At 61.1% G+C, this 22,592-nt stretch carries 19 protein-coding genes; 12 read left to right on the forward strand and 7 right to left on the reverse strand.

The window, feature by feature from the left end; all coding sequences use genetic code 11:
* Nucleotides 1-120 precede the first annotated feature (120 nt).
* Nucleotides 121-1,020, forward strand: coding sequence for a LysR family transcriptional regulator (locus HDE75_RS24875; RefSeq protein ID WP_183682228.1), 900 nt, complete (start codon nt 121-123; stop codon nt 1,018-1,020).
* Here the strand turns inward: HDE75_RS24875 and HDE75_RS24880 are convergent.
* Entirely contained in the window at nt 1,017-3,887 is a 2,871-nt protein-coding gene (locus tag HDE75_RS24880; RefSeq protein WP_183682232.1) for an insulinase family protein, read from the reverse strand. The genes HDE75_RS24875 and HDE75_RS24880 overlap by 4 nt on opposite strands.
* 290 nt (nt 3,888-4,177) lie before the next feature.
* On the opposite strand from HDE75_RS24880, the gene HDE75_RS24885 reads away from it, so the two are divergent.
* From HDE75_RS24885 to HDE75_RS24900, 4 genes are all read left to right on the forward strand, one after another.
* Nucleotides 4,178-5,590: a HAMP domain-containing sensor histidine kinase gene (locus HDE75_RS24885; protein WP_183682235.1), complete on the forward strand. Its 1,413-nt coding sequence runs from the start codon at nt 4,178-4,180 to the stop codon at nt 5,588-5,590.
* Nucleotides 5,587-6,132: a hypothetical protein gene (locus tag HDE75_RS24890; RefSeq protein ID WP_260174366.1), complete on the forward strand. Its 546-nt coding sequence runs from the start codon at nt 5,587-5,589 to the stop codon at nt 6,130-6,132. The genes HDE75_RS24885 and HDE75_RS24890 overlap by 4 nt, the downstream gene beginning before the upstream one ends.
* Nucleotides 6,129-7,496: a sigma 54-interacting transcriptional regulator gene (locus tag HDE75_RS24895; RefSeq protein ID WP_183682238.1), complete on the forward strand. Its 1,368-nt coding sequence runs from the start codon at nt 6,129-6,131 to the stop codon at nt 7,494-7,496. The genes HDE75_RS24890 and HDE75_RS24895 overlap by 4 nt, the downstream gene beginning before the upstream one ends.
* A 240-nt stretch (nt 7,497-7,736) precedes the next feature.
* Nucleotides 7,737-8,096 carry a BON domain-containing protein gene (locus tag HDE75_RS24900; RefSeq protein ID WP_183682240.1) on the forward strand — a complete coding sequence of 120 codons (360 nt, stop codon included), beginning with the start codon at nt 7,737-7,739 and terminating at the stop codon, nt 8,094-8,096.
* 73 nt (nt 8,097-8,169) lie between these two features.
* On the opposite strand, the gene HDE75_RS24905 is transcribed toward HDE75_RS24900, so the two are convergent.
* Both HDE75_RS24905 and HDE75_RS24910 read right to left on the reverse strand, forming a co-directional pair.
* Nucleotides 8,170-8,799 carry a LysE family translocator gene (locus HDE75_RS24905; RefSeq protein ID WP_183682243.1) on the reverse strand — a complete coding sequence of 210 codons (630 nt, stop codon included), beginning with the start codon at nt 8,797-8,799 and terminating at the stop codon, nt 8,170-8,172.
* Complete coding sequence (locus HDE75_RS24910) at nt 8,792-9,760, reverse strand: alpha/beta fold hydrolase (RefSeq protein ID WP_183682245.1); 969 nt, start codon at nt 9,758-9,760, stop codon at nt 8,792-8,794. The genes HDE75_RS24905 and HDE75_RS24910 overlap by 8 nt, the downstream gene beginning before the upstream one ends.
* 121 nt (nt 9,761-9,881) lie before the next feature.
* Between HDE75_RS24910 and HDE75_RS24915 the strand changes: the two genes are divergently transcribed.
* Entirely contained in the window at nt 9,882-10,805 is a 924-nt protein-coding gene (locus tag HDE75_RS24915; RefSeq protein WP_183682249.1) for an AraC family transcriptional regulator, read from the forward strand.
* Nucleotides 10,806-10,911: 106 nt separating this feature from the next.
* Here the strand turns inward: HDE75_RS24915 and HDE75_RS24920 are convergent, their stop codons facing one another.
* The gene (locus HDE75_RS24920; RefSeq protein WP_183682251.1) at nt 10,912-11,373 is read right to left on the reverse strand and encodes a hypothetical protein; all 462 of its coding nucleotides are present in this window, start codon (nt 11,371-11,373) and stop codon (nt 10,912-10,914) included.
* Nucleotides 11,374-11,661: 288 nt separating this feature from the next.
* On the opposite strand from HDE75_RS24920, the gene HDE75_RS24925 reads away from it, so the two are divergent.
* Nucleotides 11,662-12,675: a bile acid:sodium symporter family protein gene (locus HDE75_RS24925; protein WP_183682254.1), complete on the forward strand. Its 1,014-nt coding sequence runs from the start codon at nt 11,662-11,664 to the stop codon at nt 12,673-12,675.
* Between the two features lie 55 nt (nt 12,676-12,730).
* Here the strand turns inward: HDE75_RS24925 and HDE75_RS24930 are convergent, their stop codons facing one another.
* The gene (locus tag HDE75_RS24930) at nt 12,731-14,176 is read right to left on the reverse strand and encodes a UdgX family uracil-DNA binding protein (RefSeq protein WP_183682443.1); all 1,446 of its coding nucleotides are present in this window, start codon (nt 14,174-14,176) and stop codon (nt 12,731-12,733) included.
* Between the two features lie 5 nt (nt 14,177-14,181).
* Nucleotides 14,182-15,414, reverse strand: coding sequence for a putative DNA modification/repair radical SAM protein (locus HDE75_RS24935; RefSeq protein ID WP_183682257.1), 1,233 nt, complete (start codon nt 15,412-15,414; stop codon nt 14,182-14,184).
* 152 nt (nt 15,415-15,566) lie between these two features.
* On the opposite strand from HDE75_RS24935, the gene modA reads away from it, so the two are divergent.
* From modA to HDE75_RS24955, 4 genes are read left to right on the forward strand one after another with little or no spacing between them, the layout of a single operon-like run.
* On the forward strand, nt 15,567-16,325 hold the full coding sequence (modA, locus tag HDE75_RS24940) for a molybdate ABC transporter substrate-binding protein (protein ID WP_183682259.1): 759 nt from the start codon (nt 15,567-15,569) through the stop codon (nt 16,323-16,325).
* Between the two features lie 14 nt (nt 16,326-16,339).
* Nucleotides 16,340-17,011 (forward strand): molybdate ABC transporter permease subunit, encoded by a 672-nt coding sequence (modB, locus tag HDE75_RS24945; protein WP_183682262.1) that lies wholly within the window; start codon nt 16,340-16,342, stop codon nt 17,009-17,011.
* A gap of 5 nt (nt 17,012-17,016) precedes the next feature.
* A complete protein-coding gene (locus HDE75_RS24950; RefSeq protein ID WP_183682265.1) occupies nt 17,017-17,700 on the forward strand; it encodes a sulfate/molybdate ABC transporter ATP-binding protein in 684 nt (227 codons plus the stop codon).
* A complete protein-coding gene (locus tag HDE75_RS24955; RefSeq protein ID WP_221291996.1) occupies nt 17,700-18,521 on the forward strand; it encodes a TOBE domain-containing protein in 822 nt (273 codons plus the stop codon). The genes HDE75_RS24950 and HDE75_RS24955 overlap by 1 nt, the downstream gene beginning before the upstream one ends.
* Before the next feature lie 8 nt (nt 18,522-18,529).
* Here the strand turns inward: HDE75_RS24955 and HDE75_RS24960 are convergent, their stop codons facing one another.
* Nucleotides 18,530-21,616, reverse strand: a complete 3,087-nt coding sequence (locus tag HDE75_RS24960; RefSeq protein ID WP_183682268.1) for a hybrid sensor histidine kinase/response regulator — start codon at nt 21,614-21,616, stop codon at nt 18,530-18,532.
* Between the two features lie 217 nt (nt 21,617-21,833).
* Here HDE75_RS24960 and fnr point away from each other — a divergent pair, with 217 nt between their 5' ends.
* Nucleotides 21,834-22,592, forward strand: a complete 759-nt coding sequence (fnr, locus tag HDE75_RS24965; protein ID WP_183682270.1) for a fumarate/nitrate reduction transcriptional regulator Fnr — start codon at nt 21,834-21,836, stop codon at nt 22,590-22,592.

Genomic DNA, 22,592 nt, shown 5'->3' on the forward strand with positions numbered 1-22,592 from the left:
GCAGCACAGTGCTGCTGATGAAACCAGTATCGGGGTGTTGACGCTGCCAAACAATGGAAATGATACGATTTCAAAATTCCAAATTGTGGAATAGTTATTGAAATTGCAAAAGGACATCGCATGTTGAACCGACTCGAAATGCTGCGCATTTTTTGCACCGCCGCCAAACTGGGCAGCTTCAAGGAAGCGGCCACGCGGCTGGGTATTTCGCCGCAGGCCGTCACGCGCGCGGTGCAGGAACTGGAGCGCTTGCAAGGCGAATTGCTGTTTCACCGTAACACGCGGCAAGTGCAACTGAGTGAGTTTGGCGCCGCCCTGGCCGAGCGAGCGCGGCTGGCTGTCGAGCAGATCGATACCGTGTTCGAGCACGAGGAAAACGATGAGGTTGAGGAAGCCGCAGGCATGGTGCGCCTGACGGCGCCGGCCGCCCTGTCGCGTACCGTGATCTTGCCGGCGCTGACGGCGATCGCCAGGCGTTATCCGAAAATCGATATCGATTTGCGCCTCAGCGATGCGCTGGCTGACGTGGTCAATGAAAAAATCGATATCGGCGTGCGGATCGGCTTGCCGCGCGATAACCGTTTCGTGGTGCGCAAGGTAGCCGGGACGCAGCTATTCGTGGTGGCGACGCCGGACTGCATCGCGCAGCATGGCGAGCCCCTCAGTTTTGATGATTTGCACCGCTTGCCGACCACCGCCATGTATGACAGCAGCACGGGCCGCGCCTGGCCGTGGATGTTTGCCGATGGCCAGCGTCTGTACCCGGCAGGCGCGCGCTTCATGTGCAATGATGCCGAAGCGGAATTGTCTGCCGTGCTGGCGGGCCTGGCCTATGGCCAGGTGCCAGACTTCCTGGCGCGCGAACACCTGGCCAGCGGCCGCCTGGTCGCCGTCATGCGCGACGCCGAGGCGACCCCATGGGACATCTACATCTACCGCCCCCAGCGCGGCCCGCTGGCGCGCCGCTTTCGTATCGTCTATGACGCTCTGGGCGATGCGCTGGCGCAACTGCCCGTTTAGGACGCCAGCGCCAGCAGGTCGACCACTTCCAGTCCTGCCAGGTCTTGCGCCGTATTGCCCGCAAACGCGGCGCGGCTAGCCTGGCCATCCTTCAGCCAGGTGCGCGTGACAGCCTTGATCTGCGCCAGGGTGCAGTTCAGCACGCCGCTGCGGAATTGCTGGCGCACGGCTTCCGTCGTGCCACGCTGCTGCATATTCCACGCCGTCAGCGCTTCCGCGTACGGCGAGTGCGGCTTGTCGAGTCCCTTGATCACGCAAATGATCGCTTCTTCGACTTGCTCTTGCGAAAAATCGCCATCGAGGATCTGTTCCAAGGTGCCGCCAAAGTCGGCATAGGTGCCGGCCAGGCGCGGATCGCGGTAAGAGCTCAAGGTGAAGGTGCCGGCGCCGGCCGCATAGCTGGCGCTGCCGCCATAGGCGCCGCCTTTTTCACGCAGGGCCGTATGCAGCACCTGGTTGGTCATCAGCTCGGCGGCGACGGCCAGCGCCGCCGCATCCGGGCTATGCACGCCTGGCACGGGCCAGGCCACGTAGCAATGGTTGATCTGGCTGGTCGCATGCAGGGCCGTATTGGCCAGCGGCAATGCTGCTGCCTCAGCAACTGGTGCAGTGCTTGCTGCGCTTGCCGATGGCGCTGGCAAGTCGAGCAGGCCAGCCAGGCTCAAGCCATCCTGTTCCAGGCCGGCGCACAGCACGGTCGGTACTTGCGCGATGATTTGCGCGTGCAAGGTATCGAGTTCGCGGGCGATTTCCTGCAAGCCTTCCGAAGTTTTGCTCAATTGCTGCAGACGGCGGTAGAACGGCAAGGCGGACGGGCCACCGACGATGTCGTCGAAACGGCGCATGGCAGACAGCGGCGCAGCAGCGGCCAGCATGGCGTAGCGGCCACCCGATTCGGCCAGGCTGCTCAATTTGTCTTGCACCAGGCTTTCGATCAGGAACGCCAGACGCTCTTCTTCATCGAAACGTGGCTTGGCGATCCAGGCCGACAGCACGGCGGCAATTGCCGCATGTTCTTCACGCAAGCCGCTGGCCGAGAACGACAGTTCCACGCGCATCGCCTGTTGCGGGCGCGGGATGGCTTCCAGACCGATATGGAACGATGGCACCATGCTCTGGCGCCAGGCGCTGGCGTCATCAAACGACAATTCACCGACACCCAGTTCCGGCGCCAGATCCGTGTACAAACGCAGCCATGGCCAGGCCGCTTCCGGCAAGTGCGACACGTCGTACAGCACATTGGCGTAGCTGATGCCGTTCGAGGCGATGGAAAACGCCACCGCGCCATTCACGGCGGCAGGAATCGGCAGGGCAGGACGCGGATGGACGCTGACGTCGCCAGGGCGGATGCGCGGCAACACTTCCGAGTTCGACGGCAATTGCTGGTGCGCTTCCAGTGCGGCCGACTCGGCCACGATGTGTTCGCGCTGCGCGTCCGTCAAACTCGCTTGCAGGGCCGCCAGCTTGGCCTCTTCCTGTGCCGCGCGGCTTGTAAAGAAGGCGCTGTCGGGCACTACACGCGTGGTCAAGCGGGTCGGGTTGGCGATCAGGTCACGCACCAGTTGCTTGAAGAATTCCGGATCGTCGACTTGTTTTTCCAGCGTTTCCAAAATAGCTGCATTGTCGAAGGCATGCATGACGTCGCCGCCATACATGGCCAGCGGCAAGGCGTGCAGCAAACGGCCCAGGCCGTAAGGCATGCGGCCGCTGCTGATTTCGCGCTGGCTGTACTTGATGTCGCGCAAGGCGGCGTGCAATACGGCAGCTGGAATGCCTTCTTTTGCCGTCTCTTCCAGCGCGCTCCAGATGCGGCTGTGGGCGTCGGCGATCTGTTCTTGCGTCAAGCCTTCCATGCCGATGTGGAATACCATCTGGCGCGTGCCCGCATCGCGGCCATTCATGTCCGATGGGCGGCCATAACCAGCCGATTCCATGGCGCGCATGACGGGCGCCGACGATTCACCGAGCAGGCCTGCCGACAGCAGATGGGCGTGGTAAAACGCCAGCGGATCGGACGATTCACCCATCAGCCAGGCAAACTGCAAGCCGAATTCATCGTCGCGTGCTTCTTGCGAAGGAATCTTGACGGTGTTTTCTTGCGGTGCGCTCCAGCTTGGCGCCAGTTGCGGCAAACGGCGCGGGCTGAAACCGCTGAGTTTGGACAGCACGCGTTCGGCCACTTGTTCCTGCACGGCCGACGCTTCGATATTGCCGGCCGTCATGATGATCGCTTGCGATGGGTGATAGTGGCTGGCGTGGAATTCTTTCAGCATGTCATGCGTCAAGTCCGGGATATCGAGCGGATCGCCGCCCGACTCCACTTCATACGTCGTGCCTTTGAGCAAGGTGCTGGCGATGCCGCTATCGAGCGCGCGCATGGGGCTATTGAACGCACCCTTCATTTCATTGAAAACGATGCCCTGGTACACCAGCTTGTCGCCTTCGAAGGCATGGCGCCAACCTTCCTGGCGGAAATTCAGATAATCGAGATTCGGGAAGAAGGCCGCATCCAGGTACACGTCGAGCAGGTTGAAGAAATCCTTGCGGTCGGTGCTGGCAAACGGGTACACGGTGCGGTCCGGGTAGGTCATCGCATTCATGAAGGTGGCTGTGGAGCGGCGCAGCATCGAAAAGAACGGGTCGCGCACCGGGTAGCGGGACGAACCGCACAGGGCCAGGTGTTCCAGGATGTGGGCGCGGCCATCGCTCACTTCAGGCACCGTGGGAAAAGCCACCAGGAACACCATCTCAGCCTGCTCGGTATGCATATGGATATGACGCATGCCCGATGCGGGCTCGACGTATTGCTCGATGGTTGCCTGCAAGACTGGAATGAAGTTACTGCTGACTTTTTCAAATGTGCTCATGCGGTGTGGGATCTCTGCGGTAAGTGATTCGGGAATTCGGTGGCCGTGCATCATAGTTGGGGCCAAAGCGGCGAAAAGCCAGAGCCTGCGGGCGACTTTGATGCCTGTATGAAGTTTTTCCCTATTGTACTAGGACTATTCGCCGCCCGCGCTGGCCCACCCTCACTTGATTCCTGCTGAGGTGCAATCCAACAACGTTGTTATTCTGATTGCTTCAGGGTAGGCGGCGTCTTCCAATGGGCGCTTAGCGTACCATGCTCTTTTTCCCATCGCCCTTACAAGGTTTCAGCGTGTCCAGACTTTCCTTTCGCCAATTGTTATTTGCCGCCTTCATCCTGACGGCAGGCATTTTGACGGCCACGTCCGTGCAAGCCTTGCTGACCCTGGAACATCTGGCGCGGCTGGGCCGCGAAACGGCGGCGCAGGCGATCACCTTGACGGAGCAGTCGCAGCGGCTGTCCGAGCGCACGCTGGCAATGGAGCGCAGCGCGCGCCAGTTCCTGGTGCTGGATGACCCGGTGTTCCGCGACCGCTATGCCAGCGCGCGGGAAGAAGCGGCGGCTTCGCTGAAAGTATTGAACCGCGCCACACCCGGCTTCGCGCAGCAATTGGCTGACGAGTGGACGGCGCAAGCGGAAGCCGCATGGCAAGTGTTGCAGGCAGGCAAGCGACGCAAACGCGATGGCCACGCCGTCGTGTATCGCGCGTTTGCCCGCATGGCGCAAATCAATGACAGCCTGGCGCGCGACAGCAAGACGGAAATCGGCAGCCGCAACGATGCGCTGCTGGTGGAACTGGAACGCCAGCGCCGTTTGCTGGGGGCGCTGGTAATCGGCGCCGTGGTCTTGGCCGCCGTGCTGGCCACCTGCTTTGGTTTTCTGCTGTCGCGCCCGCTGCGCCGCATCGAGACAGCCATCGAACGGCTCGGCGATAAACGCTATGACCAGCCCATCGTGGTGGGCGGTCCGGCCGATACGCGCCGCCTGGGCCAGCAGCTCGACTGGCTGCGCCAGCGCTTGCGCGATCTCGATGCGGACAAGGAACGTTTCCTGCGCCATATTTCGCATGAATTGAAAACGCCGCTGGCCGCCCTGCGTGAAGGCGTGGCCTTGCTGGAAGATGAAGTGGCGGGTAAGCTCAGCGATGGCCAGCGTGAAATCGCCGGCATCTTGCAGCAAAATACGGCTTCCTTGCAAAACCAGATCGAAGACTTGCTGCGCTACAATACCGCCGCTTTTGACGCCCAGCACTTAGCTTGCAGCAAGGTCGATTTGCTGGTTTTGCTGCAGGCCGTGGTAGCCGGGCAGCGGCTGCAATGGCAGGCGCGCCGCCTGACGGTGGAGGTGCAGGGCGAGTCCTTGATCGTGCAGGCGGACCGCGACAAGCTGGCCACGGCGCTGGCCAATATCCTGTCGAACGCCGTGCGCTTCAGTCCAGAAGGCGGTATCGTGCAGTTCACCTTGGCTGCCGAGGGCAAGCGGGCCCGTATCGATTGTATCGACGAGGGGAGCGGTGTGGCGCCGGAAGATGTGGAGCGTATTTTTGAACCGTTTTACCAGGGAGTGCGCCAGGCGGCCAGCGCGCGCAATGGCAATGGCATCGGCCTGTCCATCGTGCGCGAATATATTGCCGCCCACGAAGGCAGCGTCGCTCTTTTACCGCGCCCGGCCGGCGCCCATTTTCGGATAGAACTGCCCTTATGATGACACCTCTTGCTTCCCGCGCCGGTCTTGTACTGTGTGCCATGCTGCTGGCTGCCTGCGCTGCCACACCCGTGAAACAGACGCCCGTGCTGGTGCAGACGCCGCCGCGCGTGATTCTAGTGCCCGACCCCAGCGTGGCCGAATTGCTGGCCTATCATGCCAGCGTGCGCCTGATGACGCCGTCCGAACTGGCCAAGGCCCAGCAGGATATGGCTGCGGCAGATGCGTCTGCCAAAAACAATCTGCGCCGCGCCATGCTGGCCGCCACCGTGCACGGTACGGGCGACCTGGTCCGCGCTCAGGCACTGCTGGAACCGATTATCCAGAGCACCGGCAAGGATGAGCAGATGCTGGCGCCGCTGGCGCAATTGCTGGCCGCCCATTATGCGGAAACGCGGCGCCAGGATGAAGCCATCGAGAAACTCAATGGCCAGCTGCGCGACGCCCAGCGCCGCAATGATCAATTGAATGAAAAACTCGAAGGCTTGAAAAACATCGAGCGCAGCCTGTCCGTGCGCCCTGCCGCAGGAGCGCAAAAATGAGCGATCAAGCGCACATCCTGTTAGTGGACGACGATCCCGACCTGCTGCGGCTGCTGACGATACGTCTGAAGGCGGGCAATTACCGGGTCACGGCCGTGGGCAGCGCGGAAGCGGCTCTGGCCCGGCTGGCGGTCGAATTGCCGGCGTTGGTCATTACCGACGTGCAATTGCCGGGCCGCGACGGCCTGGCGCTGTTCGACGATATCCGCCGCCAGCATTCGGCCCTGCCCGTCATCTTGCTGACTGCCCACGGCACCATTCCCGACGCCGTCGACGCCACCGCGCGCGGCGCGTTTGCTTACCTGACGAAACCGTTCGACGGCAAGTTGCTCATGGAAAAAGTGGCCTACGCCGTCAACCTGTCCACCGTCATGCCGACACCCGCATCGAGCGATGAAAGCTGGCGCGCCGAGCTGATCAGCCGCAGCGCGCCGATGGCCGAATTGCTGGCCGAAGCGCGGCTGGTGGCCGGTTCCGACGCCAGCATCTTGATACGCGGCGCCAGCGGCACCGGCAAGGAATTGCTGGCGCGCGCGCTGCACAATGCCAGCCGCCGCGCCAAGGCGCCGTTTATCGCCGTCAACTGTGGCGCGATCCCCGAGCAACTGCTGGAATCGGAATTGTTTGGCCACGTGAAAGGCTCGTTTACGGGCGCGGTGGCCAACCGCGAAGGCTTGTTCCAGGCCGCCGATGGCGGCACCCTGTTCCTGGACGAGATCGGCGACATGCCGCTGCCGCTGCAAGTGAAATTGCTGCGCGTGCTGCAAGAGCGGGCCGTGCGCCCCGTCGGCGCCGACCGCACCCAGCCGGTCGATGTGCGGTTGCTGTCGGCCACGCACCGCGACCTCGATACCGCCATGGCTGAAGGGCAATTCCGCGAAGATTTGTATTACCGCCTGAACGTGGTGACGCTGGTCTTGCCGCCGCTGGCCGAGCGCCGCGAAGATATCGCCCTGCTGGCCAATCACTTCCTGCAAAAAGTGGCTGCCAAGTACCAAAAGCCTTTGAACGGTTTCGCCCCCGACGCCTTGACGGCGCTGGTGGGCGCGCCCTGGCCCGGCAATGTGCGCCAGCTATTCAATGTCGTCGAGCAAGTGTGCGCGCTGGCGACGGCGCCGCTGGTGCCCTTGACCCTGGTGCAGCGCGCCTTGCGCGTGCCATCGCTGGAAGCGCTCAGCTACAACGAAGCCAAGCAGCGTTTCGAGCGCGACTACCTGGTCCAGCTGCTGCGCCTGACCGATGGCAATGTAGCCGACGCCGCCCGCCTGGCCGACCGCAACCGCACGGAGTTTTATCGTTTGCTGCAGAAATACGAGCTGACGCCAGCCTTGTTCAGGGGCGATGGCGAGCCTGTCGCTGATTAGCGACAAGAATAAATACTTTAGAATCAGTGACTTGGCGTGAAACATTGATAGGCTTGCCATAAGCTGTCGCTGGCAGGCGACAAAAAGCCCGCTTTTTCGGGCCGTGCCAGGCTGAAAAAATCGGTGTTTATTCCAAGTCATTGATTTATAAGGTTTTATAAAAGCTGGCACGGCCTTTGCTGTATGGGTAGATGTGACGCTTCAAAGTGTTGCTTTAACTTCATATTGAGAGGAACTACCATGCAAACATCGAAACTGTTCAATACTCTGGTTGCCGCCGCCCTGCTGTCGGGTGCTTCGATTACCGCTTCGCATGCAGCTGACTCCGCACAAAAAGCACCTGCTGCCGACACCGTCGTCGCTGCCAATGCCGCTGCCGCCGTGCCTGATGAAACCATCACTTCCTCGGCCAAAGCCGCCCTGGGCGCCGACGCTCAAGCCGCTAGCCTGCCAGTCAACGTAGCGACCAAGCAAGGCGTGGTCGTCCTGTCGGGCGACGTGCCGAGCGCAGAAGCCGGTGACCGCGTAGTCCAGATCGTCGCTTCCGTCAGCGGCGTCAAAGAAATCAAGAACGAACTGAAAGTCAAAGCCGCCGGCTAATCGCCGTTCGTGCTGTAACACTCCGGGTCGCCCTGTCTACGGACAGGGCATTTTTTTGCATGGTTCTGGCGCATCAATGCTGCTGGACAGCCACTTTCAGGCCAAGCCCGATGAAGATGGTGCCAACGATCTTGCCCTTCCAGCGACTCAGCCACGCTAGCCTGCCCAGCATGTGGCCCAGTGGACGCACGCACATTACCAGCAAGCCTGAATAGAGCGCGCTCAGCAAGACGAATATCAGGCCCAGCACGGTGAACTGTACGAAAACCGATCCGCGTTCCGGATGCACGAACTGCGGCATAAAGGCGAGAAAGAATAGCGCCGTCTTGGGATTGAACACCTCGGCAGGCACTGCTTGCAGAAAGGCTTGTGTTGCGGTGATGGCGGGCGATGCTGGGCCCGCTTCGGCATCACCGGTCTTTTCGCGGAACGCTTGTACGCCCAGCCACAGCAGATAAGCCGCACCGACAAGCTTGACGATGTTGAACGCCAGTGCCGACGTCATCAGGATCGTCGACAGTCCCACCGCGGCCGCCATTGCGTGGATAAAGTCGCCGCAGGCGATGCCCAGGCCCGTCATGATACCGACAGAACGTCCGCCTTGTGCCGTGCGCGTGAAGACTAGCAGCACCGCTGGCCCTGGGATCAGAAACAAGCCAAGGACGACGGCGGTAAAAGATGCGAGGGTGGCTAGTTCAAACATCGTTACTCCAGAAAAATGGATCAAGGAATTGCCTGAGCGCTGCAACAGTCTCGGCAGGGGATTCTTCCTGTGGCATATGGCCGCTGCCTTCAAAAATGACCAACTGACTTGCGGCAATATCCCGATGAAAATTCCCGGCATCGGGCATCATGGAAATCACATGGTCATTGCTACCCCACATGATCAGGGTCGGCACCTTGATTGCCTTGATCAGTGCCTGATCATTCACATCCTGTGCCTGACGCAAATTGTCGCCAAGCGCGCCTCTGTTGCCCTCGCGTAGCGTCAGTTCATAACTGCGATCGAGAACTTCCTGGCTGACTTTGGCAGGATCACCGTAGGTGTTCCTGACATTGGCTTCCACTTGCCCTCTTGGCAGTATACGCGTCAGGATGGGGGCCAGCCATCTTGAGGTCATGAGCCTGAACGCGAACTGCGATGGCGTGTTGCGTGGGTAGCCCGCCGAAGCGATCAGCACCAGCTTTTCGACGCGCTCGGGATGGCGGCTGGCCAGGTACAAGGCAACGCGGCCGCCTGCTGAATTTCCGGCGACAATCACCTTCCGGACCTGCAGCGCATCGAGGAAGCGCTGGGTGAAATCGGCGAAGTAGACCATGCTGTAGTCGCCCGTCGGATTTGGCCCTGTCAGTCCAAATCCTGGCCGGTCAAAGCGGATGACGCGGTGCTTGCCTTTCAATTGCTCTGCCCAGGCGTCCCAGGTGTGCAGACTGTTGCCAGTACCGTGCAGCAGCAGGATGGGTGCAGGGTCGTCCCGCGGTCCTTCATCGCGGTAATGTACCTGCATGCCGTCCAGTTCGATGAATTTCGATGGCGCTTTGGCCCATCGTACTTTTAACTGATCGAGGGCAATATCTTGTGTCCATGCATGCGCGCTGACGCTGCCGAGCGCTATCAGCGCCAAGCCTGTGAATCCGATTTCAAGCATAGTCCAATTGATCATGGCGAGCCTTTCTGCTTCTGCGTTTTTACCGCTGACGCGGTGTATATCAAGAGCACAATATAGATCGTCAAGCCCGGATGATCTATACTTAGAACTCTGATTATCATTACAATTCATCCAAATGGATCCCCTGTCGCAATTCTTGACGCTGTTGCGTCCGCGCGGTTTTTCCTGGAAGCAAGGGGAACTCTTTGGTGACTGGGCGCTGGAGTTTCCCAGTACCGCCGGCCTGGCGTTTTGCCTGGCAAGCGCTGGCAGTTGCCGCCTGGATTTGCCCGACGGGCGTAGCTGGCGAGTGCAGCAGGGCGACTTCCTGTTGCTGGCGGCGCCACCTGTCTGGACCTTGAGCAACGGCGGCCCGGCCGCCGCGGTGCGCATCAAAGATGCGCTGGCCGATCAGGGCAAATACAAGGCAGGTCCATCCCCCAATATGACGCGGCTGCTTGGCGGACACTTCAGCTTTGACGAAATCAATATGGCGTTGCTTCAAAGCCTGTTGCCACCGGTGTTGATCATCGCTGCAAACGCATCGAATGCACCCCGATTCCATGGCGTGCTCAACCATATTGCCGAGGAGACGGCCTCGTATCAACCGGGGCGCGAGCTGGTGTTGAATCGATTGCTGGAGATCATGCTGGTCGAAGCGATACGGCATAGTGCCGGACCGCATGGCATGCCGCATCCAGGCCTTGTGGCGGGCCTCGCCGACAAGCAGCTTGCGCTGGCGCTAACAGCCATGCATGCAGATGTGCGTCATGGCTGGAGCGTATCGAAACTGGCGGCGGTCGCGGGGGCATCGCGTTCCGCTTTCGCCGAGCGCTTTACGCGGGTGGTGGGGGTGTCGCCCATGGCGTATCTATTGCATTGGAGAATGGCCTTGGCCAAAGACGCGCTGCGCCTGAAAGATGCGCGTGTCGAGCAGGTTGCATTTGCCTGTGGTTACAACTCAGCCAGCGCGTTCAGTACCGCGTTCACGCGCAGCGTAGGTTGCCCACCTGTACGGTATGCAGCAAACAGCCATGGCGCTGGCGCCGCGTGTGAATAGCGTTCTTGCTATTGTGAAGTTCAGGAAGCCGTCGCCTGACTTCCCTCCCGAGACCGGCCGCTCCACGCTTAGCCAGCATTCTGCCTCACAATTGCATTGAACTTGATTATTGTGCTGCGGGAAGTGGTGTGCTTTTAGACGAATCTGCCGCGGCCTGCGGTGGCACCGGAGTGACCGGCCCCAAAGCTGTTTCACGCATCAGCACCGTAGTGGTATTCGGATAGTCGAATCCAGCGCCTGTATTGCGATCAACGATGTAGCCGATACCGCCGCCCAGCAGGATATTGCCCCACACTGCGCCATTGGATTTCGATACCAAGGTGTTATTGCCGGCCAGGCTGCCCTTTTTGCAATCGATAATCAGGTCGCCAGTACTTTTATGCACCATAACACTACCGGGACTGGTCACAAACCAATTGCCCGCATCATTGCTCAGGTTACAGCCTATGCCTGATACTTCCTTGTTTTCATGAATAGTCTGGATGGAAACCGGTTGGAATTTTTCACCCGCGACGGAGGCGCAACCTGTCAAAACCAGCATTGCCATCAGGATAGATAACTTATACATTCTTAGCCCTAGAGTATTGTTGTAATTTTCAAAACCATTAAGTTTAAATGGACATCATATATTTTGCTAGAATAATATTTTCTTCTGAGTACTTTTTGTTTCTTTTTTGACTAATATATTGACCTATGGCTTCGATTGCTGTGCAGGGGCAGGGGCTGGCTTTCACTTTTGTAAGGAAGAGAAAACGGGTTCGGCGGTAAAATACCCAGCAATGGCGCCACTTCTGGCGCTTTTGTCATCCCTGGCACAGCGTTGTGTTGCAAGGCTGGGCCACTACCAGGCTATCGCATGTCCTCTTCCTCTCCCCTGGCGCTGTTGCGCAAGTTGAAACCTGATAACTTCACCATTGCCCTGCTATGTACCGTGGCGCTGGCCAGCTTCCTGCCCTGCACCGGCACGACCGCGGTGGTCTTCGGCAACATCACCACCGTCGCCATCGGCGCCCTGTTCTTCCTGCACGGCGCCAAGCTGTCCAAGGAAGCCGTCATGGCGGGCGTGATGCACTGGCGCTTGCATTTGCTGGTACTGGCCAGCACCTTTGTCATGTTCCCCCTGCTGGGCCTGGCGCTGCGTCCGCTGGCGCTGACCTTCCTCACGCCTGAGCTGTACGTAGGCATCTTGTTCCTGTGCGCGCTGCCGTCCACTGTGCAATCGTCGATCGCCATGACGGCCATGGCGCGCGGCAATGTGCCAGCCGCCATCTGCAGCGCCTCGGCCTCGAACTTCATCGGCATCTTTCTCGCCCCCATCCTGGTGGGCTTGCTGGTAGCCAAAGGCGCGGCCAGCAAATCGTCGCTCGACGCCGTGCTGTCGATCGTCATGCAATTGCTGCTGCCTTTCCTGGCCGGCCAATTCCTGCGCCGCTGGATAGGCCGCTGGGTCGACCGCAACAAGGCCGTGCTGAAATACGTCGACCAGGGTTCGATCTTGCTGGTGGTCTACACCGCCTTCAGCGAAGCCGTCGGTGAAGGGCTGTGGCATACCCTGTCGGTGGAAACTTTGGTGGCGCTGGCCCTGGTCAACCTGCTGCTGCTGGCGCTGGTCTTGGGCATCGGCACTTTCGTCAGCCGCCGCCTGGGCTTTTCCAAGGAAGATGAAATCACCATCGTCTTTTGCGGCTCCAAGAAAAGCCTGGCCAGCGGCGTGCCGATGGCCAAGGTGCTGTTCTCCGCCCGTGAGTTGGGCATGGTGATCCTGCCGCTGATGCTGTTCCACCAGATCCAGCTGATGATCTGCGCCGTCATCGCGCAGCGCTATGCGCAGCGGACTGAGGGGCAAGAGGCGCCGGTGACGACGGCTTGAGTACATCGTTCAGATCGATGTAAGGAATACCGCGCCCTGCGCGGTATTTTTTTGTCTATGAAACCCGATTGTGCTGCCCATCTTCAAGCAGCTTTATCGCCTGCCGCAACCCCTCAACCATCACCGCATAAGCCTCCCGCCGGCCCGTTTCATCCGGCGCCCGCAAGACATACGACGGGTGGTACACGGCGACTATCCAGCGGCCCTGATGCTGGAACGGTGTCCCCAGTACGGACTGCAGGGTGGCTGTGCCGTCTTGTAGCAATGACTTCAAGGCGGTACTGCCCAGCGCGACGATGACTTCAGGCTGCACGCGCTCCAGCTCTTCTTCCAGCCAGGCATGGCAGGCGGCGATTTCGCGCTGGGCGGGGGTTTTGTGCAGGCGGCGCTTGCCGCGTGGTTCCCACTTGAAGTGTTTGACGGCGTTGGTGAGGTAGACGCTGTCGCGTGACAGCTTGGCCTCTGCCATGGCCTGCTCCAGCACGGCGCCGGCCGGGCCGACGAAGGGCAGGCCGGCCAGGTCTTCCTGGTCGCCCGGCTGTTCTCCGAGCAGCATGATGGACGCTGGTTGTGGTCCGCTGCCCGGCACGGCTTGCGTGGCATGTTGCCAGAGTGCGCAGCGACGGCATTGCTGCAGCGTGGTCAAGGTTTCGCGCTGGGGCAAAGCCCGTTCGGGGCGGATGGGGATGGTGGTTGCGCCGCTGCGCTGCCCGACGGTGGCCGTTTGTCCGGTGCGCCGTTCGCCATTGGTCGCGCCCGTGATCATGGCGGGCACAATGGCGCCTTCGGGCAGGTTTTTCCAGAAGCGTGAAGGGATATGGCTGCGCAGCAGGCCGGCATTCACGCGCGCGGGGTTGAAGATGCTGCGGTAGTAGGTCAGCCACAGCGCTTCGCCGTGATCATCGATATCGGCTGCGCCCTTGAGCAGTGCAGGGCCGGCGTGCAGGGTGGCGCCATCCCACAGCATGGTGGCCGTCGGCGTGGCGATCATCCAGCTGATGGCGCCCATGCGGCGCGCGAAGTGGCGGGCCACTTGCGGCAGTACGTCATGGGTGGGTTCGAACCAGGCGACAAAGCGCGGCGCATCATCAGTGTCGGCCTCTTTGCGTTCCCTGAAACGCACATAGGCATGCATATCGTGTTCTTCGCGGTGGACGGCCTTGACCATGCCGTGCAGGCGCGCGCCATCGGGGTCGGCAGGCGAGATCACATCGTGTTCACCACGCTGCCAGCGCCACAGTACCTGGTATAAAAAAGCCCAGCGGTCGACGGCGCTATAGCAGGCGGCGCATTCCAGCAATTCAACCAGCTGGCGCGGCAGGCGCAAGGCCGGTGCATCAGCTGGCGCATCATCACTCACCTCTTCCATCGCGCTTGAAAACAGATCGCCATCATGCGCTGCCGATTGCCATTGCACCGCTGCGGGCGGCACGCCGCTGGCGATCAAGCCGCGCGCTGCGACGCGCCACTCCTCAAACGATTGTACCCGGCGCACGATCATGTTCTTCACGCTGCCTGCAGTTCCGGCCACAGGTTCATCTGCTGCGGCGCGTCTGCCATGGCGCGCCGCAGCTGGTCGGACGGGCAGCTATCGCGCGAGGGAAAATAATCGGCCGTGATGATGAAGGGGGCGATTTTTTTCATGCTGCAGCGTAGCCGTGACAGGTCGGCATAACGCACCTGGCGCAAACGCCGCAGGTCGACGATGCGCTGCGCATTGCGCAAGCCGATGCCGGGCACGCGGGCGATCATATGGGGTGCGGCGCGGTTCAGGTCCAGCGGAAAATGTTCGCGGTGCGCCAGCGCCCAGGCCAGCTTGGGATCGATGTCCAGCGCCAGGTTGCCGCCTTCTGCCGGCAGCAATTCGCTGGCCTGGAATCCATAGCTGCGCAGCAGGAAATCGGCTTGGTACAAGCGATGTTCGCGCAGCATGGGAGGCGGCGCCAAGGGCACGCTTTTCGGGCTGTCCGGAATCGGGCTGAAGGCCGAGTAGTACACGCGTTTGAGCTTGTAGCTGCTGTACAGCGTTTCAGCGGTGGACAGGATTTTCTGGTCGTCGCTGGCGTCCGCTCCGACAATCATCTGCGTGCTCTGGCCGGCCGGTGCAAAGCGTGGCGACTTCGGTTCTTCTGCCTTTTCATCGAGCTTGCGGCGGATGGAGCCCATCGCCAGCTTGATGGTATGGACGCTCTTTTCAGGCGCCAGTTTTTGTACGCTGTCTTGCGTGGGCAGCTCGATATTGACGCTGAGCCGGTCGGCATAGCGGCCCGCCTGGGCGATCAGGGCCGGGTCGGCGTCGGGTATGGTCTTGAGGTGGATATAGCCGCGGAACTGGTGCACTTCGCGCAGTTCGCGCGCCACTTGCACCAGCTGCTCCATGGTGTAATCGGCCGACTGGATGATGCCGGAACTGAGGAACAGGCCATCGATGTAATTGCGCAGGTAAAAATCGGTGGTCAGCTTCACCACTTCGGCGACCGTGAAGCGGGCGCGCGGCACGTTGGAGGTGCGGCGGTTGACGCAATACTGGCAATCGTACAGGCAGTAATTCGTCAGCAGTATCTTGAGCAGCGAGACGCAGCGGCCATCGGGCGTGTAGCTGTGGCAGATGCCCATGCCAGTGGTGGCCCCAAAACCGTCCTTGCCGATCGAGTCGCGTTTGGGCGCGCCGCTGCTGGCGCAGGAAGCGTCGTATTTGGCCGCATCGGCCAGGATCTCCAGCTTGTCCGTCAATTCCATAGCTCGCCCACATACTGTGTTTTTATACAGTATATCAGCAAACTGGCACTGCGCACGCCATCCGGTAATCGCTGATGTCTGCTGCAATAACAGCAACGCTATATATCAGTGTATATTACGCTCCTGTTCTTCATCTAAAAAGGGATACGACCATGCGCCTCAAGACTCTTGCTACCTTCCTCAGTGCCGCCCTGCTTGCCACTGCCGCCTCGTCGGCTTTTGCCGGTGAAGTGGTGGTGTCGGCTGCCGCCAGCCTGACGAATGCATTCAAGGATGCCGCACAGAGTTATGAGGCGCAGTATCCGGGCAGTAAAGTGTCCTTGAACTTTGCCGCCTCGGGCGTGCTGCTGCAGCAGATCGTCAAGGGGGCGCCGGTCGACGTGTTTGCCTCGGCCGACCAGGAGACCATGGATGCGGCGCAAAAGCAGGGGCTGGTGCTGGCTGCCGACCGCCACGATTTCGTCGGTAACAGCCTGGTGCTGATCGTGCCGCACGATAGCAAGCTCGATATCAAGCGCCTGGACGACCTGGCGCAAAAAGGCGTGACGCGCGTGGCGATTGCCAATCCGGCCAGCGTGCCCGTGGGCCGCTATTCGGAAGGCGCGCTGAAGAAGGTGAACCTGTGGGACAGCGTGCAGCCCAAGGCCATCAGCACGCAAAACGTGCGCCAGTCGCTGGACTATGTGGCGCGCGGCGAAGTCGATGCAGGCTTCGTGTACGGCACCGATGCCGCCATCGTCAAAGACAAGGTCAAGGTGGTGCTGGAAATCCCGCTGGACACGCCCGTGACCTACCCTATCGCCACCATCAAGGGCAGCGCCAACGCGGCCGAAGCCAAGCGTTTTGTCAGCTATCTGCAAACGGCGCAAGCACAGGCCATCCTGGCAAAATACGGCTTCAAGAAACCATAATCTAGATACTCTGCATGGATATCGCCTGGACCGCGCTGGCCCTGTCGCTGAAGGTGGCGGCGTGGGCCACGGCGCTTAATTTATTGCTGGGCATCGGCACCGGCTATCTGCTGGCGCGCGCCCGCTTCCCGGGGCGCGACTTGCTCGACGCCCTACTGACCCTGCCTATGGTGATGCCGCCCACGGTGCTGGGCTACTATCTGCTGGTGCTGCTGGGCCGGCGCGGCACCCTGGGCATCTGGCTGCAGGAACACTTCGGCATTAACCTGATCTTCACCTGGCAGGGCGCCGTGATCGCTTCCACGGTGGTGGCTTTTCCGCTGGTCTTCAAGCCGGCGCGCGCTGCGTTTGAAGCGGTCGATGGGCAGCTGGAACAGGCGGCCCGCGTGCTGGGCATCTCTGAAATGGGCATCTTTTTCCGCGTGACGTTACCGCTGGCCTGGCGCGGTATTTTGGCCGGCGTGCTGCTCGGTTTCGTGCGCGCGCTTGGAGAATTCGGCGCCACCCTGATGGTCGCTGGCAGCATCCCCGGCAAGACGCAAACCCTGTCGGTGGCCGTGTATGAAGCGGTGCAGGCGGGCCAGGATGATGCCGCCAATATGCTGGTGCTGATCACGTCTGCCGTCTGCATCGTGGTGCTGCTGGCGGCAGGCCGATTGGCGCCGGGGCGCATCGTACACAAATAAAGCCTATGCAACTCGACCTCGACATCCGCGCCACCCTGCGCTCCGGCAAACGTAGTTTCAACCTGCACGTGCAATGCACGTCCAGCAGCCAGCGCATCGCCGTCTTTGGCCCGTCCGGCGCCGGCAAGAGCATGACCTTAAAGGCGATCGCCGGCTTGTTTACGCCCAGCGAAGGCCATATCCGCTTGAATGGCCGCACCCTGTTCGATTCCGCCGCCGGCATCAACCTGGCGCCGCAGCAGCGTAACGTGGCGTACCTGTTCCAGGATTACGCGCTGTTCCCTCATTTGACGGTGCGCCAGAACGTGGGTTTCGGCCTGCGCCGGGGCTGGTTCAATCCGCATGCGCGCACCCGGCTGGAAAAAGTCGACCAGTGGCTCGATGCGTTTCACTTGCAGGAACTGGCGCACCAGTATCCCGACGAGTTGTCTGGCGGCCAGCGCCAAAGGGTGGCGCTGGCGCGGGCATTGGTGTCCGATCCGGCAGCGCTGCTGCTCGATGAACCGTTTGCCGCCCTCGACCCTGCCTTGCGTGTCAAAATGCGCCTGGAGCTGAGCCAGTGGCAGCAGCGCCTGGAAGTGCCTATCATCCTGATCACCCACGATCCGGAAGACGCGCGCATCCTGGGCGAACATGTGCTTTACCTGCGCGACGGCCAGATCGACAGTGCAGAAAATAAGGCGGCCTGATGGCGGATATAGAAAACAAGACAGCGGAAATCGGCCTGCAAGGCTCGGTATGGATGACGGTAGGCGGCGAGAACCTGGGCGGTACGGGCCGGGTGGAACTGCTGGGCGCCATCGCCGAACATGGCTCCATCACGCAGGCGGCCAAGGCCGTCAAGATGAGCTACAAGGCGGCCTGGGACGCGATCGACGCCATGAACAACCTGGCCGGGGAACCGCTGGTCGAGCGCCTGACGGGCGGCAAGGGCGGTGGCGGCACGCACCTGACGCAGCGCGGGCGACAGTTGGTCGATAATTTCCGTATCATCGAACGCGAGCATGCACGCTATCTGCGCCAGCTGGGCAGCCAGGCGGAAGGCATCGCCGACGATCTTTTACTCATACGGAGAATGGCCATGAAAACTACCGCGCGCAATCAATTCCTGGGCAAGGTCGCCCAGCTCAAGACGGGCGCCGTCAACGATGAAGTGATCCTGGAACTGCCGGGTGGCCAGCACATCGTCGCCATCGTCACGCAGGGCAGCAGCGAGAGCCTGGGCCTGGCGGTGGGCGTGGAAGCGTTCGCGCTGATCAAGGCGTCCTCGGTGATCCTGGTCGCCGACAGCGAAGGCGCCCGCTTCTCCGCCCGCAACCAGCTGATTGGCAGCGTCACGCGCGTGCAGACGGGCGCCGTGAATACGGAAGTAGTGCTGGACCTGCCCGGTGGTGGCACCATCGCCGCCATCGTCACCAATCAAAGCAGCAGCGACCTGGGAATTACCGAAGGCGGCAAGCTGACGGCGATTTTCAAGGCGTCGAGTGTAATTTTAGGCGTACCTGCTTAAGCCTGGTTTTAATCCAGGCGGCTTAGCCACTCCCGTCCCGCCACCAGCACCCGTTCCAGTTCTTCCCTCACACTGGCCAGCAGTACTGGCACTTCATCGACGCGTTCCGTATGGATGGCTTCTTCGGCAGCAAAGGCCGCGCGGATGAGACGCTTGGTGCCCAGGGTGCCGACGGAGCCGCGCAAGCCATGCAGGAGGCGCGCAGCGTCGCTGTGGCGGTTTTCCTGCAAGGCAGTCTCGGCATCGCGCACGGGCGCCATGCCTTTGTGCAGTGCATCTTCCACCATGCGCCGCAAGACGCCCCTGCCCTTGGCGTCGTGTCCCATCACGCGCATCAAGGGCGCCATGGAAAACACCTCTTCATCCGCCGGCGCCGCCGCAGTTTTTTCCATGGCGGGCGCATGCGGACGTTCCGGCAGGTGGCGCGTGATCACTTCCATCATCTCTTCCACCACCACCGGCTTGGCGATGAAGTCCGTGATACCGGCCGTCATGCAGCGCTCGCGCTCGGAGGCCAGCACGCCCGCCGTCATGGCGATCACGGGAAGCGTCAGCCGCAGCTCCGTGCGGATGATGTGGGTGGCGCTGAAGCCGTCCATGACGGGCATCTGCATGTCCATCAGCACGATGTCATAGCGTTGTGCTTCCACGCGCAGCTGCTCCACCGCCTGCAAGCCATCGCCCACCACGTCCAGCGTCGCGCCCATGTGTTCCAGGATGCCGCGCGCCACCGCCTGGTTCAAATGATTGTCCTCGACCAGCAAAAAGTGCACGCCAGCCAGCGCCGTGCCGGCCGGCTGCGCATGCAGGCGCGCTTCGCCGTCGTCGCCTTTGGCGCTCAAGGCCTGGTGCAGGGCGTCGAACAGGCTGGAACCGGTGATCGGCTTCATCAGCACCACGTCTGCTTCGGCGGCGCTGGAGATTTCTTCCAGGTGGTTGCGGGCAAAGGCATTGACCATTACCACGATGGGCTGGCGCTGACCCGTCGCGGCCTCGCGGATGGCCTTGGCCGTGGCCAGGCCATCCATCACCGGCATATGCCAGTCGGCCAGCACTACATCGTAGGGTTCTTGTTGGGCCAGCCTTTCGCGGTACAGCGCGATGGCGGCGAAACCGGAATCGACCTGGTCGGCATTCCAGCCCCACGCCTCGATCAGCTTGACGATCAGTTCGCGGCTGGTGCGGTTGTCGTCGGCCACCAGCACGCGCAACTGTCCCAGCGCCGGTGTGCGCCGTTCGGCTTCGGGCTGGGCCAGCACCTCGAACGGTACGCTGAACCAGAAGCGGCTGCCCTTGCCTTCGCTGCTGGTGACGGCAATCTCGCCACCCATCATGTGGATCAGGTGCTTGCTGATGGCCAGGCCCAGGCCAGTGCCGCCGAAGCGGCGGGTGATGCTCTGGTCGCCCTGCGAGAAAGCGGTGAACAATTGTTCCTGCTGCTGCGCCGTCATGCCGATGCCCGTGTCGCGTACTTCGAAGCGCAGCCATGAACGGTTTTGCTGGCCCGGTTCGTCCTGCGCCAGGCTGACGGCCACCACCACTTCGCCGCTTTCCGTAAATTTGATGGCGTTGCCGGCCAGGTTGACGAGGATCTGTTGCAGCCGTTGGGCATCGCCCACCAGGCGGCGCGGCACGTCCGGTTCGACGGCAATCGCCAGCTCCAGCTCCTTTTCGCCCGCATTCATGGTCATGGTGGTGGCCAGGGTATTCATCAGCTCATCGAGGTCGAATTCGATCGGCGACAAGTCCATGCGGCGCGCCTCGATCTTCGAGAAATCGAGTACGTCGTTCAGGATGCCCAGCAGCGACTGGCCTGCTACGCGCACCATGGTCAGGTATTTGCGCTGTTCCGTATCGAGCCTGGTATTGCCCAGCAAATACACCATGCCCAGCACGGCATTCAGGGGCGTGCGGATCTCATGGCTCATATTGGCCACGAAATCGCTCTTGGCGCGATTCGCCGCTTCGGCCCGGTCGCGTTCCTGCTCCAGTTCGCCCGCCCGCACCTCGACTTCCTGCTGCAGCCGTTCGCGCTCGCTCATCAGGCTGTTGAAGGCGTCGGTCAGTTCGCCGATCTCGTCGCGCTGCTGTACCGGGATCGGGGTAAAGCGGCTGCCGCTCACGCGCAGGGCCAGCAGGGTATTGCGCAGGCGCACCAGCGGCGATAGCAAACGCACCGTTACCCAGCCCAGCACCAGGGCGGCCAGCAGCGAGGCGAAGACACTCCACAGCACCAGCCGGTACAGCACGCCGTCGAATGGCTCAAAGGCGTCGTCGACGGGCAAGGAGGCGGCCAGCAGCCAGTTCACCGATTTCAGGCGCTGGAAGCTGTTGACGGCTTGTATGCCCTGGCTATTGGTGCTGATCATGCTGCCTTCGCCATCGTTCTTGAGCAGTTGCGTGGTGGCCAGATTGGCGTTTGGCGAACGGGGCTGCATCAAGCGGCTGGCGTCCGGGTGCAGTACGTAGAGGGGCACGGGGTCGCGCGTGAGCACAAAATAATAGCCATTCTTGCCGACCTTGGCCTGGCGCAGATGGCCCAGCAGATTGTCCTTGTACAGGCGCAAGACGCCGATTACCACGCCCACCACCTCGCCTTTACCATCGATCACGGGGGCAACCATTTGCACGATGGGCAGGTGGCTGGTCTTGCCCAGCATGGGTTCGGTGATCATGGCTTTGCGCGTGCGCATCACCGTCTGGAAATAGTCCCGGTCGGCCACGTCGATACCGTTGCGTGCCGGCACTGCGGGCACGTCGGCCACCACCTTGCCCTGCTTGTCGAGCACCAGCACATCGTCGAACAGGGCCAGCACGGCCCGCTGTTCATAGTAGGTGCGCAACTGGCTGGCGTTTTGCATCAGTTCGGGCGGCTGATGCTGCGCCGTCTGCGAGATGATGTCGAGCAACATCTGCAGCTTGTCGTCGAGTTCTTCCGCCGTGCGCGCGACCAGCGCCGTTTGCTGGCTCAGCAGCACCGTGGTGAAGTCGTCGCGCATGCGCTGCACCTGGATCATGGTGACCAGCGCGATCATGGCGATCGAGGTCAGGCTGGTGGCCAGGGCGACTTTTGCTTTGATGCCGAGAGGTTTCATGATTTATTTTCCTATCAATACCCTGGCTTGGCAAGCAATCAGCCTGTGCCTTTTCGCGTTGCGGCGCTGGCGACGACGGTGCTATAGCGATCTTGCATGATGTTGCCATATAATTAAAGGCTGGATATCGCTATTTGCAATGTTTTTCGCTGAAATTGTCGCATGGCAACGTACTATGCAGTAAACTTGATGTTGCATTTTTCTAAAAGGTATACCCATGACTGTAGCGCTACTTTCGCCTATTCCACCCGTGGTGTCCGTGGAGGCGTTGCGCGCGCGTTGCTCGACGTGCAGCATGCACCAGCTGTGCCTGCCGATGGGCCTGGATGTGGGCGATATGGACCGCCTGGACCAGATCATCGGCCGCCGCCGCAAGGTACCGCGTGGCGCTTCGCTATTCCGTATCGGCGATGCCTTCCAGAACCTGTATGCCATCCGCCTGGGCCATTTCAAGACTTACCAGATCAATCCGGGCGGCGAAGAGCAGGTGACGGGTTTCCAGATGGCCGGTGAATTGCTGGGCATGGACGCCATCAGCGCCGACCGCCATCATTGTTATGCGGTGGCACTGGAAGATAGCGAAGTGTGTGAAATTCCGTTTTCCAGCCTGGAACAATTGCTGGGCAATATGCCGACCCTGCTGCGCCATTTCCATCGCATGATGAGCCAGGAAATCACGCGCGAGCAAAGCGTGATGCTGTTGCTGGGTAATATGCAAGCGACGCAGCGTTTTGCGGCCTTCATCGTCAACCTGGCGTCGCGCTATGAAGCACGCGGTTATTCGGGCAGCAATTTCCAGCTGCGCATGTCGCGCGAAGAGATCGGCAATTACCTGGGCCTGACCATCGAAAGCGTCAGCCGCTTGCTGTCGAAATTCAAGAAGGAAGGCTGGCTGCGCGTGTCGAACCGCGAGATCGAAATCTTGCAGCCAGCAAAGTTGAAAGCGATTACGGCCGGTACCGACAACTGTAAATAA

It is taken from the genome of Janthinobacterium silvisoli, from assembly GCF_014200725.1.
Classification (GTDB): domain Bacteria; phylum Pseudomonadota; class Gammaproteobacteria; order Burkholderiales; family Burkholderiaceae_D; genus Janthinobacterium.